The organism is Halorientalis persicus (genome assembly GCF_900110215.1).
Lineage (GTDB): Archaea > Halobacteriota > Halobacteria > Halobacteriales > Haloarculaceae > Halorientalis > Halorientalis persica.
Window position 1 is genome coordinate 1 of record NZ_FOCX01000001.1, and the last position, 16268, is coordinate 16268.

Below are 16268 nucleotides of genomic sequence, written 5' to 3' on the forward strand. Positions count from 1 at the left end.
GTCAACACCTGCGAGAGCCACGCGTCGCTGACGCGACGGTGGCTCTCGCCCCACCGAGGAGTGTCAAAAGACAAGCTAACGCCGTATCTCAAAGCCTTTCAGCTCCGCCGCGAACTCTACAGAAAACCAGGTGACGAAGCACTCAAATATGCTCTCGACGCCGTCCTCTAAAAATCAACAACGTGCTTCACAAGAGCGACTACGAGAAGGCGTACACAGACACCTACCAGTTCCGATACGACCTGTACGCAGTATTCGTCGATCAAGGACTCGACGCAACACGGAACAATGGCCGGTTCTCGTACATTATCCCCCACACCCTGCTGAACAACCAGTCGTTCGAGGATACCCGTCGCAAACTGCTCGATGAATCGGACTACATCCGCATCATCGACTTCACCGACGACGTATTCGAAGATGCGACGAACGAGCCGATGATCCTGTATGCTGAGCCGAACCGAAACCGGGAGGAGAACGACGAACAAACGCTCGAAAGCACGACAATCCACCCAGATGACCTCCCGGAAGCAAACGACAGCCTCCGAGAGTTCCCGTCAGAAGTGGTTGAATACCTCCCGTGGAACCCGCTGTTGATTCGCCCGGCAGAATGGGTGGAAGGCTACCTCGAAACGGACAGAACGACCGAACTCGGGAATATCGCAGATACACAACAGGGACTCCGGACTGGCAACAACAGCGAATTCCTCACCGAGTCTCCGCAAGACGACGGTAACGTATATCGCAAAATCCTACGGGGCGATGATATCCACCGATATGGGTACGTCTGGGGCGATGAGTACGTGCGATATGATCGGGATGCGCTGGATGCACCCCGTGATGAGAAGTATTGGAAGGCCGATGAGAAAATCATCGCCAACGCAATCAGGAACTCACAGATGGATGATCGAATTGTCTCTACCATCGATCTCAACAAATACATAGGTTTCAACTCAACTATCACAATCCTGCCGCGGAGCGAGAACGAGGAGAGTATCTACTACCTGCTCGCCATCGTCTCCTCCGGCCTAACAGACCACTACTTCTGGACTTGTTTTATCGACAACAACCTGGCTTCCGAATACTACGATTCCATCCCCATCCCAATCGTCGATTTCGACACCCAAGAAGACGAACGGGAACAGGTAGTCGGAGAACTCCAAGAGAAGGTGGAAGAGTTCCTCAACGGCGACATCGACAGCAGCACCATTACCGACTTTACCGACACACACATCCTCCACGAACCGGAGGACGAGACATCCGACGATGAGGAAGAAGGAGAAGAGTCCGAAGACAGCGAATCTGAGGAGTCAGAACGGTACGTGATACGGGATATTGCCCATGATATGCTGGTCTATCTGGCCAAGGAACACACCCGCATTATCGGCCTACGGGATGAACTAAACACCAGCCTTGTGGACTTCATCCAACCGTACGTCGAAGGAGAACGAGTCGGTGACCTCGGGCAAATCCAGCCAACTTCCGAAAGTCGTGGAACGGTGTTACCCGAAACCGTTGACGAGACAGAAAAAGGATCGCCAAAAATCAACGGCATTCGGTGTAGCACACCCGAAAAAATCGCTCCGGATATCTACTCGGTAACTGTTGAAATCTGTCCGAAATACAAGCCAGAATACCCCGAAAAGCACGAAACAGACCAACACGGGTACATCGTGGAAGACGAACAGGAATACATCCCAGCACTGCGATTCACGAATCTCGATGAGGAGGATGCACTTCTACTCTCGGAATTCCTCCCACAAGCATACGAAAACAGTGATCTACGGAACCAGTCAGGCCTGAAGCGCGACGCAAACACCCGCGACTCTATGATTGACCGGGTGAAGGATATCAAACTCCCCGATACAAATCAATCACACGTGGATATGGAGACGTTCATGGAAAACAAGCGAACTGAGAAGGAATACAACAGCGAATCAGCCAAAATAGATGATGTGACGGACCATATTGTAGCCCGCCTCTACGGGAATCCGTTGGATTAATCCGGAGATCCTCAAGACCGATCCCTCCGCCGTGATTTGAGTCGTCCCGTTCACTATTCTTGATTTGCTTCATTGAGGGGTTGGAACCAGACCGCCAGACAGTGGAAGAGACGAACATTGACGACCTCGAAGCGGAGATCGGCCAAACAGTGTACGACTTGTTCGATCTCACGGAAGAAGAGCAAGAGGTTATCGAGGATTACCTCGAAGTGTTCTGAAACGAACATCAACCCATTGAGGGCGGGGGTGTCTCCTTGCCGTGTTCGTCCAGAATACTATTCATTTGGAGTATCTATCGGTGATCTCTATCTCAGGTACGTTCTTCGAGATCTTCCCGAGAGTTTCAATGCATCGAGGGTGTTTTCAGCCGTCTGAGTTGCTTTTCCGGCTCTTACTCTCGCCTCAATGAGCTGGAATTAGAACACTAATCGAGTCCAATTAGAACAGTAGATAAAAATACTAATAGAGCTGTCACCCCCTCGATGGGCAGAAATTCTGCGGTCTTTTCGAAGTTTCACGTAGAGACTAAGTACGTGAGAGTTCGGAAACATCCTCCACTTTTCCAAATTCGGAGAAGTCATCTAATCTAATATTCGACCAGTGATATGCGTTCCCTCGACCACCACGACGATGCGCTACATATCCTTCCTCATCTAATTCTTGCATCAGCTTGCTTACCTGCCGAACTCCAATAGAGATGGATTCCGCGATCTCCTTGTTCGTCCATTCCCCGCTTGGCCATTTTTCCGACTCCTGGAGCGCAGTAACGACTTCATTCATTCCATCGGACCAAGTTTTGACCTGCAACTGCTTCTCGGGAATCACCCAATCAGGAAGCCAGAATGTGTGTACGTACACAGTTGCTCCCGGCTCATCCTTGCCAGGGGTCCGTCCAAACCGCATCACTGCCTGGAGTATCTCATTGTGGACTACGTCCTGAAAGAGTGCGTTGCCAAATGGCCCAAAGTCGAGATAAGTCCCACGCTTGGTTGTTCCATCCTCGTATTCCTGTCGTTCGACGCTCTCCCCATCAAGGGCGGCCCATCGTTGAACAGCCTCGTCCTCTGGTGGGTGAGGGCTTCCGATAACAGAGCCAAGCTGTACTCCCTTAAACTGATTACTCCCGATCAGATTGTTGTAGTGTTCACTGATCCCTATGTGGTTGTCAACACCGGATGCGCTATACAACTCTTCGGCCGCTTTCGAGGTTATCACTGCTGAACGGGTCCCCTCCTTCTCATGAATACTTTCCAGTAACGCCCCGTCTGAATCTACATTAACATAGTCTCCACTATGATATGGCTTTGAATCAGCCGTGGTTTGAATTATCGTAAGGCCGAGAATTTCTTCGAGGTAGTGGCGTTTTTCCTCAGGTGTGTCGAGGACCTCCTCGTGATTGATCCAGTCGCCACCGAGGATCAGTCGCCATTTCGTTACTGTTGGTGTTCCATCGAGCGCAACGACACTTTTTGCCCGGTGGATCGGTGGTGGGTTGAGTATCGTCCATTCGTCCTCAGAGCTTCGGACAGCTCTCCGGCCAGATCCAAGAGTTGCATACTCCCAGTCGTTATCCAGCAAGTCGAACTCAAGGGCAGCGTGGGTCAAGAGAGGCGCATTAGCATGGAATCCTGGTTTTCGCTGAAGTATATATCGAGTATCTTTGTGTGAGTAGAATCCTAAGTCACTCTTCCACGCTTCTACTTCGTCTTCGTATTCAGAATCCCCACGGTGATAGTACAGACGCTTCCAGGTATCGAACGGGAGGTCTTGCTCAGCCTCTAAGTAGTTAGTAATCGCACGCGTTGCTTCATTGTGTCGCGGTTCAAAGAAGTACGCGTCTCCTGGGAACTCGTCAAAGGCCACGTACCGATCTTCGAGGTAGTCATCATTGTGGGCCTGGAGATAGTGTCCAATGAGAACATCGTAGTTCTCTGGAACGAAGTCACGTTTCTCCATGTACGAACAGCGGCCATCACGTTGACAGGGGAGTTGCTCTCCAAAGTATCGTTCAGCGTTTCGATGAAGTTCTGCGCCCGTGATTCCTGATTCATAGACCTCATTTACCTCCACCTCGATGGGTTCGTTTTCACCCATTGTCTCGCACTCATGTTGGAAGGCAGGGAGAATCCGGTAATCCAAGCCCCGTTCTCGACACCACTCCTCATACTGACCGTATAACTCATGTCGAGCCGTGAATATCGTTAGATCTTCACCCGTTGTTTCAGCCCACTCTACGATGTGCTGGCTCTTCCCTATAGTAGGGAGAGCTTCAACCAGTGTTGTTCCGTTTTGCTCGAAGCCTCCATGAATCAGCTCATCGAGGCGATCACGAACGTCAGAGATGGTCAACTCGGAAGTCGGTTTCTCGGATATAGAATCGCTTGCGATACTTAACCGGCGAGACGGGTCGGGTAAAGATTTGTCATTCGGTGTCTTGTGTATCGGTAGACTCCGACTCATCGAGGCTTTTTGCTATGTCACGAAGAGACTTCTCTGAGTCTGAACCCGGCTTTGAGGATGTCTGTTGGCCTTCGCTTGACTTATTGGAATTTAGCTCAGGTGCTCCGTGTGTCTTCGGATTGAATTCTCGATCCTCAATTGAATCGAATGCGTCACTCAGACTTCGCGTTTGTCCTGCTGACTTCCCGTCATGATGAAGGGGTGGGGCTTTCGCTCCTGCCTCCTTGAACATCGGGACCGCGGTGTATATATTACCATTCTCTGACGTGATCTTCACCTTCACCGTATCTTCCTCTTCCCAAGATCCGGATTTGAGTAGTGCAAATGCCTCGGTGGAATCCCCCTCGATGACTGCGTTTCCCGAATTGCTAATCCGATCAATGGTCGCCTCGAAGATCGCGCCAACCTTCAGATGTACCATTCCCTTACTCAAACGAGCCCCTCCCCATATGTAACCCAGGGCGAAATCCTGCTTTGGTCTACTTTATTGCTAAGTAACAACCCATTGAGCGGGCAGTAGAGTCGGGGGCTTTTCGTCGTTTTGGGACTTCTACTTGTGAATAGTAGGAAGCTTGTTGTATCTGGAGATGCTACTTGTAGGTGAACCGATTCACGTCTTGCGGTTTCACACAGAATTAGCCGCCAACTTGCAGACTTGGTTCAGGGGTGTAACGCCCATGCGGTGCTGTCTGGCGGTTCGGTACTTCGCGCGACGAAAGGAGCGGGATGGGTTGGGGCGGATTTGAACCGCCGGCTTTCTCCGTGTGAAGGAGATATCATAACCGGACTAGATCACCAACCCGGCGCTCGGTGCTACCCCTGCGCCGGACTTAAGGGTTACCTCTCAGGCTTCCGTCTGCCGGTAGGTCTCGATTTTCTCACGGGCGTCCGCGATCGCCTCTTTGGCTTCGCCTTCGGCTTTCCCCTGAAGTTCTTTCAGGTCGGCCCGAATGTCCGCCAGTCGACTCGCCTCCGGTTCGGCCTCGTCGTCGCCGCCGGTGAGGTTGTCGATCCGGTCCTGAATCGGCTCCAGTTCCTCGACGACTCCTTTTTTGGCCGTCTCGCCTGCACGTTTGAGGTAGTATTGCGCGTCTTCGAAGTGTTTGTTCATATTCGTTGCTACGCCGAGGACAGAGAAAAGGGTTGTGGCACTACAGGTCCAGACCGCCGGACTCCAGTCCGATGCCTCGCCAGGAAGTGACCGACCACAAGCTTTTTCAATCTTTTAGGCATACCTAAAACCGGCTGGAACCCCGTCGGGGGGTCGGCCACGCGTCTGTCCCAACAACGCGTCCACCATGCATTCGGCCGTCGAGGTGACCGTGGGCATACCCTCGTCGGCCGGCTTTTCGTCACAACCCTATTGTTCCACCGGCGGGTACGGGTTCCCATGTTCACACGCCTCACCGTTCCGACGCCGTTTCAGGTCGGGGCGGTCAACGCCTACCTCGCCGGTCGGACGCTGATCGATCCCGGCCCGGACAGCGAGGAGGCCTGGTCGCACTTGCTCGACGCCCTCGAAGAGCGAGGGTTAGCCCCGGCCGACATCCAGCGCGTCCTCGTCACCCACCCACACCCCGATCACTTCGGGTTGGCAAACCGGTTCCGCGAGGCCGGAGCGTCGGTCGTCGCCACCCCCGACGCCGCCCGGATCGTCGGCGATTTCGCGGGGCGGTTCGAGCGCGAGCGCACGTTCTTCACCGACTTCTTCGAGCGCTGTGGGATGGCGCGCTCGACCGCCGAGACCGTCACTGGCCTCCCGGAGGTGTACCTCCGCTACGCACCCGACGTGGCGACCGATCGGGAGATCGTCTCGGGCGATACCCTCGTCGTACAGGATACCGTCCTCGAAGTCGACGAAGTGCTCGGCCACGCCGACGGCGAGTGCATCCTCTCTTACGACCTCGACGGTGAGCGCCGCGCCGTCGTCGGGGATCACGTCCTCCCCGACATCACACCGAATCCCTTCCTCCTCCCGCCGGGAGACGGACGTGACGAGCGTCCGCGTGTCCTCCCCTCGTACAATCGATCACTGGACCGCCTGCGCGACCGGAACTACGACCGCCTGCTCCCGGGTCACCGCGAGGTGATCGACGCGCCGAGTGCGCGGATCGGGGAGATCCGTGAGGCACACGAAGAACGGACGGACAACGTCCACGATCTCGTGGACGGTCCGACCACGCCCGTCGACGTGATGGATGGGCTGTTCGGCGATCTCCCCGTCACGGAGTCCTTTGCCGGCATGAGTGAGGCCGTCGGCCATCTGGACGTACTCGAAGACAGAGGCGAGGTGACGATACGGGATCGGGGCGGCGTCCTCGTCTACGAACCGGTGTAGGTCGGCCGTCGGTCAGTAGGTCGGGCTCTCCTCGGGGACGCCCTCGCGTTTGTTGACCACGCGGGCGAGCGTGAACAGGCAATCGGAGAGCCTGTTGAGGTAGACGATGGCGGCGTCGTTGACGCCGGCTTCCTCGGAGGCGAAGGTGACCGCCCGGCGTTCCGCGCGGCGACAGACCGCCCGGGCCTGGTGGAGTTTCGCGCCGGGTTCGCTCCCGCTGGGGAGGATGAACCGCTCCAGGGGGTCGAGTTCGTCGTCGTAGTCGTCCATCCACGCCTCCAGCTCCTCGACGTGCTCGTCGGTGATCTGTGGGTCCTCCTCGTCGGGATCGGGGTTGGCGAAGTCGGCCTGAACGACGTGGAGGTGGTTCTGGATCGACCGCAACTGGTCGTCCACGTCGTCGTAGCCCGTGGGCCGCACGACACCGACCAGGGCGTTGACCTCGTCGACGGTCCCGTAGGCCTCGATCCGCGGGCTGGCCTTGGACACCCGGTCCATGTTCCGGAGGTCGGTCATTCCCTCGTCACCGCGACCGGTGTAGATCTTCATACGTCCACTGGGGCCGCCAGTGTCTTATAGCTCCCCGACGCCGGCGGCGACGGAGTTTACTGACCTGGGGTCCCCACTACTGGTATGGTCCTCGGCCGGAGCCCGACCGTCACGACGCTCACTGCCTTCGTCGTGGTCTTCCTGCTGGAGTGGGTCGCGATCCCGCTCGGGCTGTTCGGCACGCTGTTCGTGCTGACGCCGCCGGTCACCGCCCACCCGTGGACGCTCGTGACGAGCGTCTACGCGCACATGACCCTCCAGCACCTGCTGGCGAACTCGCTCGGACTCCTGGTCACCGGGGCCATTCTCGAACGCGCGACGACGCGTCTGCGCTATCACGCCTTCTTCGTCGGGACCGGCGCACTCGCCGGGATCACACAGATCACGCTCGGGGCCGCGTTCGGTGCCGGAACCGGCGTCCTCGGTGCGAGCGGTGCCATCTTCGCGTTCGTGGGCTACCTGTTGACGGGCAACCGACTGACCGACACCGTCGTCGCCGGGATCGAACTCTCCGGGCGCGCCCGGTTGCTCGCCCTCCTGCTCGTCGCCGGAGTCGTCACGCTAGCCACTGGCTCGGCCCGCGCAGCACTGATCGCACACTTCACGGGCCTGTTCGTCGGATTGCTAGCCGGTCGAGCACACCTGTTACGTGTGTAGCGATCCAATTCGATATAGCTGTCAGCCGTTTATCGCCCCCAGAAACCGGGACGTTGAACTATCCCGCCGTGGAACCGTCGCGTATGGCCATGGAACTCGAGCGGTCCTGTCCGAACTGTGGCGAGGAAAAGACCTTCTACCGGGCGGCGAGCACGGAGCTCCACCTCGGCCAGAAGGTCAAGTGGCACTGCCCGGACTGTGACTACGGCTTCGTCCAGATCGACAGCATCGACACCGGCGCAGAAGCGTAACCGCTCGTTTTCGATTCCGTCCGGAGCCATCGCGGAGCCGCTGCACTATCGTACCCCGTTCCGAGGGACCGCCACACCCGTCACAGCGCCGCAGCCGCCGGAATCCCAACCAGATCCGAGAAGCGGTGTCGCCGTGACGACCAGCGAATGCGGCCGGGTGTCGTGCTGAAATAAATGAGATATCGCGATAACAAATCCACGGAATTCCCCTAAGACGGGCAGCCGGGTGCTGATACCGCGCGTACATCGAGCGCTGAAATCGCCGAAACCCGTAAACAAGCTACTACGAAAGGACAACGCAATGTCTGAATCGTTCACGAACCGTATCGCCTCGCAATACAGTCAGCGGGTCGGTGTCTCGCTGGCCGCGACGCTGGCTGTGACGCTCGTGTTGGGTACGATCTTCACCTACCACGCGGCGACCACCGGGGCCGCGGTGTCGGCGCTCGCCGGCACCATGTTCGTCATCGTATTGAACCTGGGCTTGCTGGGTATCGTCCTCGGCGGCAACGTCGGCGTCGAACTCCGCCGGCTGACCGAGGTGGCCGAGGCCATCGAGGACGGCGACCTCGACGTGACCCCCGAGTCCGACCGCCCCGACGAGTTCGGCGAACTGGCGGCCACCCTCGACGATATGCGACTGTCGCTGGACTCGGCATTCGAGGAATCAGAACAGGCCCGCGAAGAAGCCGAACAGGCCAGAAAGGAGGCCGAACAGGCCAAACGGGACGCAGAAGAGTTGACCGAGACGCTGCTCGACCGGGCCGACGAGATCGGCGACGCGATGACCGCGGCCGCCGACGGCAATTTCACTCGATACCTCGACGACGACGCCGACGTGGAGGCCATCGAGCGCATCCTCGTCGCCTACGAGGAGATGGCCGACGGCCTCTCCGTGACGGTCGAGGACATCCAGGACTTCGCGGCCGAGGTCCAGCAGGCCAGCGAGGCGGTCGCCGACGACGCCGCGACGGTCGAGGACCTCAACGCCACGCTGGCGACGGACATCCGTGACCTCGCCGAGGACATCGGCGACCAGGCCGAGCGGCTGGACGCGGCCGTCAGCGAGGCCAACGATCTCTCGGCGTCGATCGAGGAGGTCGCCTCGACGACGGACGAGGTCGCACGGCAGGCCGCTGACGCGACCGAAGTCGGCGAGACGGGTGTCGAACGAGCCGAGCAAGCCGTCGATGCCATCCGCGAGGTCGAAGACGCGGTCCAGCGCCTGGGCGAACAGGTCGGCGCACTCGACGACCGGATGGAGGACGTGGCGGCGACCACGGATCTGATCGACGAGATCGCCGAACAGACCAACATCCTCGCGCTCAACGCCAACATCGAGGCAGCACGATCCGGCGAGGCCGGCGACGGGTTCGCCGTCGTCGCCGACGAAGTCAAGGAACTCGCCGAGGAGACCCAGGACTCCATCGACGAGATCGAGGACATCATCACCGGTGCACGGGCGGACGTGAATACCGTCACCGACGAGATGGCGGCCACGCGCGAGCGGATCGACACGAGCGTCGACAGCGTCACGGAGACGGGCGAGACGCTCGAAGAGTTGATCGACACCGTCACCGACGTGGACAGCGCGATGGGCGAGATCGCCCGCGCGACCGAGGACGGTGCGGCCGCCACCGAGGAAGTAGCCGCGACCGTCGGCGACGTGCGCGAGGCGGCGGCCGACGTGGCCGAGCGCTCACACTCGCTGGCCGACACCGCCGACGAGACCGCCGAAACCATGCAGGACGTTCGCGGGCGCGCGGACGACCTCGCGAGTCGGACCGCGGACCTCCAGCGCCGGCTTGCGGAGTTCGAGACCCGGAACGTGGACGACGCGACCGACCACGGGATGGGCGACGCGAACCACGCGGCTTCCAGCGTGGGTGGTAGCGATGATTAGCGCCGCGACGGTTTACGCCGCCAGCGCCGCCGTCTACGCCGTCGTAATCGCAGGGCTCGTGCTGTGGCTCCGCCGGATTCCCGACGCGTATCGGCAGTACTGTCTCCCGGTCCTCGGCATCGTCGTGATCTCGGGGATCGCAGTGGCGCTCGATGCAGCGGGAATCGGCACCGTCGTCGTGAACGAATACGCGATCACGATCCCGAGTCTGCTCGGCGACCTGATCGCCTACCCCGCGCTGTGGGCAGTCGCGGCCCTGTTGGCCGGCGTCGACCGGCGACTGTTCGCGATCACGATCGCGCTCCCGTTCGCCCAGCGAGCCGCCTTCACCATCGCCGCGATCACCGGCGGCCTGGTCGCGCTGGTGATGCTGGCCGTCCTCGTAGTCGGACACCTCGTCTTGCTGTATCTCTACCGGAATCAGATCTGGGAGGCGGCCCAGTCGGTTTCGGAGGAACAGCGGCTCCTACACTGGAAAGCCCGGAACCTGCTGCTGTTCCTCATCGGGATGATCATCGTGTCGGCGGTACTGGGACTGGTCGGATTGTTCGACAACTTCGTCAGTTCGGTGCTGACCCAGTACATGAACCTCCTGATCCGCGCGGGCTTTGCCGGCTTCCTCTTTGCCAACGTCACGAACGTCGACATCGGCGACGCGGCCGGTGGCCTCCTCGACGAGATCGGCGGGGCGAACGACGCCGGCGGATCGACGAATCCCGACCCCGCCGACTGACTCAGTTCCCGCCGCTCAACGCCTCGTTTAGCCCGTCGACCGGTATCACGGAGTAATCGACCGTGAGCGTGTCCTTCGTCGCCCGGATCTTGCCTACGAAGGTAGAGATATCTTCGAGTGAGCCCTCGAGGATAAACAGTTCCATGCAGTACGCGTCGCCGACGTGGTTGTGGACGTTGGACTGGACCAGTTCCTCGTGTTGGTGGCGCAGGTGCATCATCCGCTCCTCGACGCTGGTGGTTTCGTAGTTGAACAGGACGGTGACGACGCCCATCAGCTCCCGGTCTTCCAGCCGGCGGTCCTCGAACTCCCCCAGCAGGTTGCGCGCGGCTTCCCTGACGACTTCACTGCGGCCGGTGTACCCGTGGCCGTCCGCGAACTCGTCGATTCTGTCGAGTAGTTCGTCCGGCATCGACACGCTGACGACGGTCATGTATTAACTCAGCGCCGCTCAGCTATTAAGGATTGGTAAAACCCCTACTCGTCCAGCGCCTGCCAGGAGAGTCTCGGGGTCCGTGCGGCGGCGACCTGATCGATCCGGCGGGCGCTGGTCTCGGTGGGGGCCGCATCGAGTGTCGTGTCGTCCTCGCCAGCGACGGCGTCGAAGGCAGCCGCGAGTTGGTCGAGCGTCCGCTTGCCCTCGATCTCGGTCGGTTCGGTCATCAGCGCCTCGCCGACGGTCTCGGGCCACTTCGTCGTCGGCGGGTGAACGCCGTAGTCCAGCATCCGTTTGGCCACGTCGGCGGCGTCCTGCTCGCCCGCGCTCGCGACGAACTCGTGGTGGAACGGACCGAACGGGACCTCGTAGTCGAGTTGCGTCGCGAGATAGTTGGCGTTCAGCACGGCCTTGGCGCTTGCGTCGGCGAGTCCGGGATCACCCAGCCGCGCGATGTAGGCGTAGGCCTTGATCAAGACGAGCCAGTTGCCCTCGAAGCCGTGGACCTTCCCGACGCTGTGTTCGGGCTCGTAGCGTTCGTAGCCGGAGCCCTCGGGCCGCTCGCGGACGTGGGGACTCGGCAGGAACGGGGCCAATTCGGATTTGACGCCGACGGGGCCGGCACCGGGCCCGCCGCCGCCGTGGGGCGTCGCGAACGTCTTGTGGACGTTGTAGTGCATGATGTCGAACCCCATGTCGCCGGGGCGAGCCCGCCCCAGCAGGGCGTTGAGGTTCGCGCCGTCGTAGTAGAGCAGGCCGCCCGCGTCGTGGACGATCCCGGCGATCGTCTCGATGTCGCGCTCGAACAGCCCGAGGGTGTTGGGGTTGGTAAGCATCAGCGCCGCTGTGTCCTCGCCGACGGCCGCGTCGAGGGCGTCCAGATCGACACGCCCGTCCTCCGCGCTGGGCAGTTCCACCACGTCGTAGCCCGCCAGCGCCGCGCTCGCGAAGTTGGTGCCGTGGGCGGTGTCCGGGACGACGATCTCGTCCCTGTCCTCGCCGTTTGCCTCGTGGTACGCCTTCGCGATCAGGATGCCCGCGTACTCGCCCGCCGCGCCCGCTGGCGGCTGGAGCGTCACCGCGTCCATCCCGCCGATCCGACCCAGATAGTCCTGCAGTCCGGCCATCACGGCCAGGGTGCCCTGCACGCTGTCGTCGGGTCGGTCCGGGTGGACCGCACCATCGGGAATCGCGGCCACGTCCTCGGTGAACTTGGGATTGTACTTCATCGTACAGGACCCCAGCGGGAAGGGACCGCTCTCGACCCCGTAGTTCATCTGGGAGAGCCGGGTGTAGTGGCGGGCCAGTTCCGGTTCCGAGAGGGCGGGCAGTTCCAGCGAGTCCCGTGTGAGGTCGTCCGGGAGCGGGGAATCGTCGCCGCCCACCTCGACTTCGGTGGTGTCTTTCTCCGAGAGGAGGGGTTCGTAGCGCTGGTCGGAATCGGTCCAGCGGGCCTGCTGGTACCCGAGCGTCCCCGCGTCGTCGCTCGTGTCGGCTCCGTCCGGGTCGTCGCTCATGGGGCCACCTCCGCCATCGCCTCGACGAAATCGTCGATCGTCTCGGCCGTTCGCTCGGTCACGCAGATCCCTAGCAGGTGTTCGCCGACGTCGTGGACCGCGTAGCCCCGCTCGCGCAGGTCGGCCGCGACCGCGGTGGCGGGCTGGTCCGTCCGGGCCAGGAACTCCCGGAAGTGGTGGCGGTCGTGAACGGGGGCCTGCACGCCCTCGATCTCGTCGAGGCGGGCGGCCAGATCCTGCGGGTAGCGCACGCACTCCTCGGCGAGATCGGCCAGTCCGTCCGGCCCGAGCCAGGCCGCGTGGATCGCCGTCCGCAGTGCCACCCACGCCTGGTTCGTACAGATGTTCGAGGTCGCGCGTTCCTTCCGGATGTGCTGTTCGCGAGTCTGCAACGTGAGGGTGTAGGCCCGCCGGCCGCTGTCGTCGTCGCCCGCGCCGACCAGTCGGCCGGGGACCTGCCGGAGGTAGTCCTCCCGGGTCGCGAACATCCCCAGTCCCATCCCATAGCTGCGGCCCAGCCCGAGCGTGCTGGCGTCGCCGATCACCACGTCCGCACCGACGCTCGCCGGTTCTTCGAGGAGCGCGAGCGCCACGGGGTCCGAGCCGAGACAGAACAGGACGTCGTGATCGTCGGCGACCTCACCGACGGCCGACAGCGATTCCTCGATCACGCCCCGCACCGTGGGGGTCTCGGCGTACACCATCGCCACGCCCTCGCCGATCTGACCTTCGAGGGCATCCGTGTCGACGGCCCCGTCGTCCATCGGATAGCTCTCGACGGTGACGCCAGCGCCGGCCGCGTAGTTCTCCAGGACGCCCCGGCGGCCGGGCGCGACGTGGGCGGGGACGAGAACGCGGTCGCCGGAGATCGACCGGACGCGCTGGGCGAGCGTGGCGGCCTCGCCGAGCGCGGTGGCGGCGTCGTACATCGAGCAGTTAGCCACGTCCAATCCCGTGAGCTCGACGAGCATGGACTGGTACTCGAAGAGGGCCTGGAGGAAGCCCTGCGCGACCTCGGGCTGGTACTGGGTGTAGGAGGTGAGAAACTCCGATCGGTCCGCCAGGTGGTCGACCAGCGAGGGCACGTAGTGGTCGTAGTGGCCGCGGCCGAGCAGTTCCGTCAGGTCCTCGTTGCGCGACAGCGTGCGCTCGATCTCGCGGCGAATCTCGCGCTCGCTCCCGGGTTCGATGCCGAAGCCGTCGGAAAATCGGACGCCCTCGGGGATGTCGAACAGTGCTTCCTCGCTGTCGACGCCGACGGCGTCGAGCATGGCCGCCGTCTCCGTCTGGGTGTGGGGTGCGTACGGACTCCCGCGTGTGTCGTTGTCGGTCATGGTAACTGCCGCAGGACGGCACGGCCGCCCTGTGTCCTTGGGGACTGTTACGGCCGGGCTGAAAAGAGTGTCCCGGTTGCTCACGCGGTACAGAAATCGATGGCCTCGTGGACGGCTTCCCTGCGACCGATGAACGTGACGTGATCGCCGTGTTCGATCCGGTCGTCGGCGTGGGGGATGCGGTTCTCGTCGTCACGGCTGATGAGGCCGACGTAACAGTCCTCCGGGAGGTCCGCGGCGAGGTCGGCGACGGTCCGGCCGGCCGCCGCGTCGGCCGTGACCTCTACCTCCTGTACGTCGCCGGTCCGGTCGAGTTCGGTCATCCAGCGCGCGATGGCCGGCCGTTCGATCACGTTGTCCATCGACCACGCGACGGACATTCCCGTCGAGATAGCCTCGATGTCCAGATCCTGGAAGGCGTCCTCGTTGTCGGGCTGGTTGACGCGGGCGACCACCGTCGCCACGTCGTACGTGTTTCGCGCCAGTTGCCCGACCAGCAGGTTCACGTCGTCGCTGGGCGTCGCGGCCGCGACCACCTTCGCGTTCTCGGCCCCGGCCGACCGCAACACGTCCCGGTCGGTCCCGTCGCCGTGTTCGACGCGGTAGCCGTCCTCCCGGAGCGATTCGACCACGTCCCGATCCAGTTCGACGATGGTCACCTCTTCTCCGCGGTCTTCCAGCCGGTCGGCCAGCGCCTGCCCGATTCGTCCGCCGCCGACGATGATAGTACGCATCGGAATCACGTCGAGTGCCTGCGCGATGTGACGGGCCAGTCCCCCTTGAAACGCCACGGTCGCGAAGATGACGAGGAAGACCGTTCCGACCAGCGTCGTCGCAACCTCGGGCTGGCTGTCGCTCAGCTGGAGGGCAAAGAGCGTCACGACGCTGGCGGGAATGATCCCCCGCGGCCCGATGGCGCTGACGAACAGCCGCTCGCGGAACGTGAACCGCCCGCCGATCGTCGAGAGAAAGACCAACAGCGGCCGGACCACCAGCGCGACCACGAGGACGACGGCGATACCACCGATCCCGAGCGACCGAAGGTCCGACAGCGAGAGCAGCGACGCGAGGACCACGAACACGAAGGTCAACACCACGAGCGTCACGTCGCCTTTGAACTGCTCGATCTGCTCGCTGTAGGGCAACTCGACGTTGCCCAGCAGGAACCCGGCACTGGCGACCGCGGCGATGCCCGACTCGGCGACGCCCAGTCCGGCTTCGGCCACGCCGTAGGCCGAAAGCGCCGACGCCAGCACGACCAGCCGCGCGTTGCGGGGCGCGTTCTCGGTCGGCAGTTCCAGTCGCGCCAGCAACAGCCAGACGACGCCGGCCACGGTCACGCCCACCAGCACACCCGCCCCGAGCCGGTAGGCGAACTGCCCGATCAGCGTCGGCAGGCCCTCGCCCTCCAGCAGGAGGTACTCGAACATCACGATGGCCAGAATGGCGGCGGTCACGTCGTTGACGACCCCTTCGGTCTCCAGCGTCGTCGCGACGCGCTCGCGCACGGGGACCACCTCCAGAATCGGCGTGATGACCGTCGGCCCCGTGGCGATCAACAGTGACCCGATCAGCAGGGCCAGTTCCCACGAGGTTCCAAGCGCGAACCGAACGACGAGGGCGGTCCCGAGGTGGGAGACGATCGCGCCGACCGTCACCAGCCGCAGCGTCTCCCGCGGCGCTTCCCGCAATCGGTCGATCTTGAGCGCGAACGCGCCCTCGAAGACGATGATCGCGACCGAGAGCCCGACGATAGCCGACAGCGCCCCGCCGTCGATTGCACTCGGCGTGATCAGCCCCAGCCCCTCGGGACCGACGGCGACACCGGCCGCGAGCCAGAACAGGACGCTCGGCACGCTCAGCCAGTCCGAGAACACCTGTGCGGCCACGCCGACACCGACGACGGTGACGACGAGCGCGATGAGTTCTGTCGAAGCGGACACCGGCGTAGTCGTTCGGTTCCCGGCACGCCAGCGTCGAAAGTGTTGCGTTCGCCGCCTCTCCTGGTGGTTCTGTGTGCCGAATCGGGCCCGAATGAATTGTATATCGCTATATCAAATTGTCGAGTGATTTGCACCCGCGGCTCCGGC

14 protein-coding genes, 1 tRNA gene and 1 pseudogene are annotated in these 16268 nt (G+C 61.7%); 7 read left to right on the forward strand and 9 right to left on the reverse strand.

The annotated features are described in order from the left end of the window. A pseudogene (locus tag BMX17_RS00005) lies at positions 1 to 171 on the forward strand (IS1595 family transposase); the annotation flags it as partial. Between the two features lie 11 nt (positions 172 to 182). Then, a complete protein-coding gene (locus BMX17_RS00010; RefSeq protein WP_092656333.1) occupies positions 183 to 2000 on the forward strand; it encodes an Eco57I restriction-modification methylase domain-containing protein in 1818 nt (605 codons plus the stop codon). Between the two features lie 525 nt (positions 2001 to 2525). Here the strand turns inward: BMX17_RS00010 and BMX17_RS00015 are convergent. From BMX17_RS00015 to BMX17_RS00030, 4 genes are all read right to left on the reverse strand, one after another. Further along, the gene (locus tag BMX17_RS00015; protein ID WP_092656335.1) at positions 2526 to 4349 is read right to left on the reverse strand and encodes an Rrf2 family transcriptional regulator; all 1824 of its coding nucleotides are present in this window, start codon (positions 4347 to 4349) and stop codon (positions 2526 to 2528) included. 73 nt (positions 4350 to 4422) lie between these two features. Next, positions 4423 to 4893: a hypothetical protein gene (locus BMX17_RS26620; protein ID WP_211611253.1), complete on the reverse strand. Its 471-nt coding sequence runs from the start codon at positions 4891 to 4893 to the stop codon at positions 4423 to 4425. A 294-nt stretch (positions 4894 to 5187) separates the two neighbouring features. Next, positions 5188 to 5262, reverse strand: a tRNA-Val gene (locus BMX17_RS00025). Positions 5263 to 5304: 42 nt separating this feature from the next. Further along, entirely contained in the window at positions 5305 to 5571 is a 267-nt protein-coding gene (locus BMX17_RS00030; RefSeq protein ID WP_092656337.1) for a DUF7553 family protein, read from the reverse strand. Positions 5572 to 5850: 279 nt separating this feature from the next. On the opposite strand from BMX17_RS00030, the gene BMX17_RS00035 reads away from it, so the two are divergent. Continuing rightward, positions 5851 to 6798, forward strand: coding sequence for an MBL fold metallo-hydrolase (locus BMX17_RS00035; RefSeq protein ID WP_092656339.1), 948 nt, complete (start codon positions 5851 to 5853; stop codon positions 6796 to 6798). A gap of 12 nt (positions 6799 to 6810) precedes the next feature. On the opposite strand, the gene BMX17_RS00040 is transcribed toward BMX17_RS00035, so the two are convergent. Next, positions 6811 to 7347 (reverse strand): cob(I)yrinic acid a,c-diamide adenosyltransferase, encoded by a 537-nt coding sequence (locus tag BMX17_RS00040; protein ID WP_092656341.1) that lies wholly within the window; start codon positions 7345 to 7347, stop codon positions 6811 to 6813. An 84-nt stretch (positions 7348 to 7431) separates the two neighbouring features. Between BMX17_RS00040 and BMX17_RS00045 the strand changes: the two genes are divergently transcribed. The 4 genes from BMX17_RS00045 to BMX17_RS00055 all read left to right on the forward strand — a co-directional run bounded on the left by BMX17_RS00045 (position 7432) and on the right by BMX17_RS00055 (position 10891). Then, a complete protein-coding gene (locus tag BMX17_RS00045; RefSeq protein ID WP_092656343.1) occupies positions 7432 to 8004 on the forward strand; it encodes a rhomboid family intramembrane serine protease in 573 nt (190 codons plus the stop codon). Positions 8005 to 8087: 83 nt separating this feature from the next. Beyond that, entirely contained in the window at positions 8088 to 8255 is a 168-nt protein-coding gene (locus BMX17_RS25745) for a DUF7838 family putative zinc beta-ribbon protein (protein WP_170845283.1), read from the forward strand. A gap of 301 nt (positions 8256 to 8556) precedes the next feature. Next, positions 8557 to 10158: a methyl-accepting chemotaxis protein gene (locus tag BMX17_RS00050; protein ID WP_092656345.1), complete on the forward strand. Its 1602-nt coding sequence runs from the start codon at positions 8557 to 8559 to the stop codon at positions 10156 to 10158. Beyond that, entirely contained in the window at positions 10151 to 10891 is a 741-nt protein-coding gene (locus BMX17_RS00055; RefSeq protein ID WP_092656347.1) for a bacteriorhodopsin, read from the forward strand. Before BMX17_RS00050 ends, BMX17_RS00055 begins: the two co-directional genes overlap by 8 nt. 1 nt (position 10892) lies before the next feature. On the opposite strand, the gene BMX17_RS00060 is transcribed toward BMX17_RS00055, so the two are convergent. From BMX17_RS00060 to BMX17_RS00075, 4 genes are all read right to left on the reverse strand, one after another. After that, a complete protein-coding gene (locus tag BMX17_RS00060) occupies positions 10893 to 11324 on the reverse strand; it encodes a CopG family ribbon-helix-helix protein (protein ID WP_092656349.1) in 432 nt (143 codons plus the stop codon). A gap of 44 nt (positions 11325 to 11368) precedes the next feature. Next, positions 11369 to 12844 (reverse strand): aminomethyl-transferring glycine dehydrogenase subunit GcvPB, encoded by a 1476-nt coding sequence (gene gcvPB, locus BMX17_RS00065; protein WP_092656351.1) that lies wholly within the window; start codon positions 12842 to 12844, stop codon positions 11369 to 11371. Continuing rightward, positions 12841 to 14178 (reverse strand): aminomethyl-transferring glycine dehydrogenase subunit GcvPA, encoded by a 1338-nt coding sequence (gcvPA, locus tag BMX17_RS00070; RefSeq protein WP_092656353.1) that lies wholly within the window; start codon positions 14176 to 14178, stop codon positions 12841 to 12843. The genes gcvPB and gcvPA overlap by 4 nt, the downstream gene beginning before the upstream one ends. A gap of 80 nt (positions 14179 to 14258) precedes the next feature. Continuing rightward, positions 14259 to 16121, reverse strand: a complete 1863-nt coding sequence (locus BMX17_RS00075; protein ID WP_092656355.1) for a cation:proton antiporter — start codon at positions 16119 to 16121, stop codon at positions 14259 to 14261. Positions 16122 to 16268: the final 147 nt, after the last annotated feature.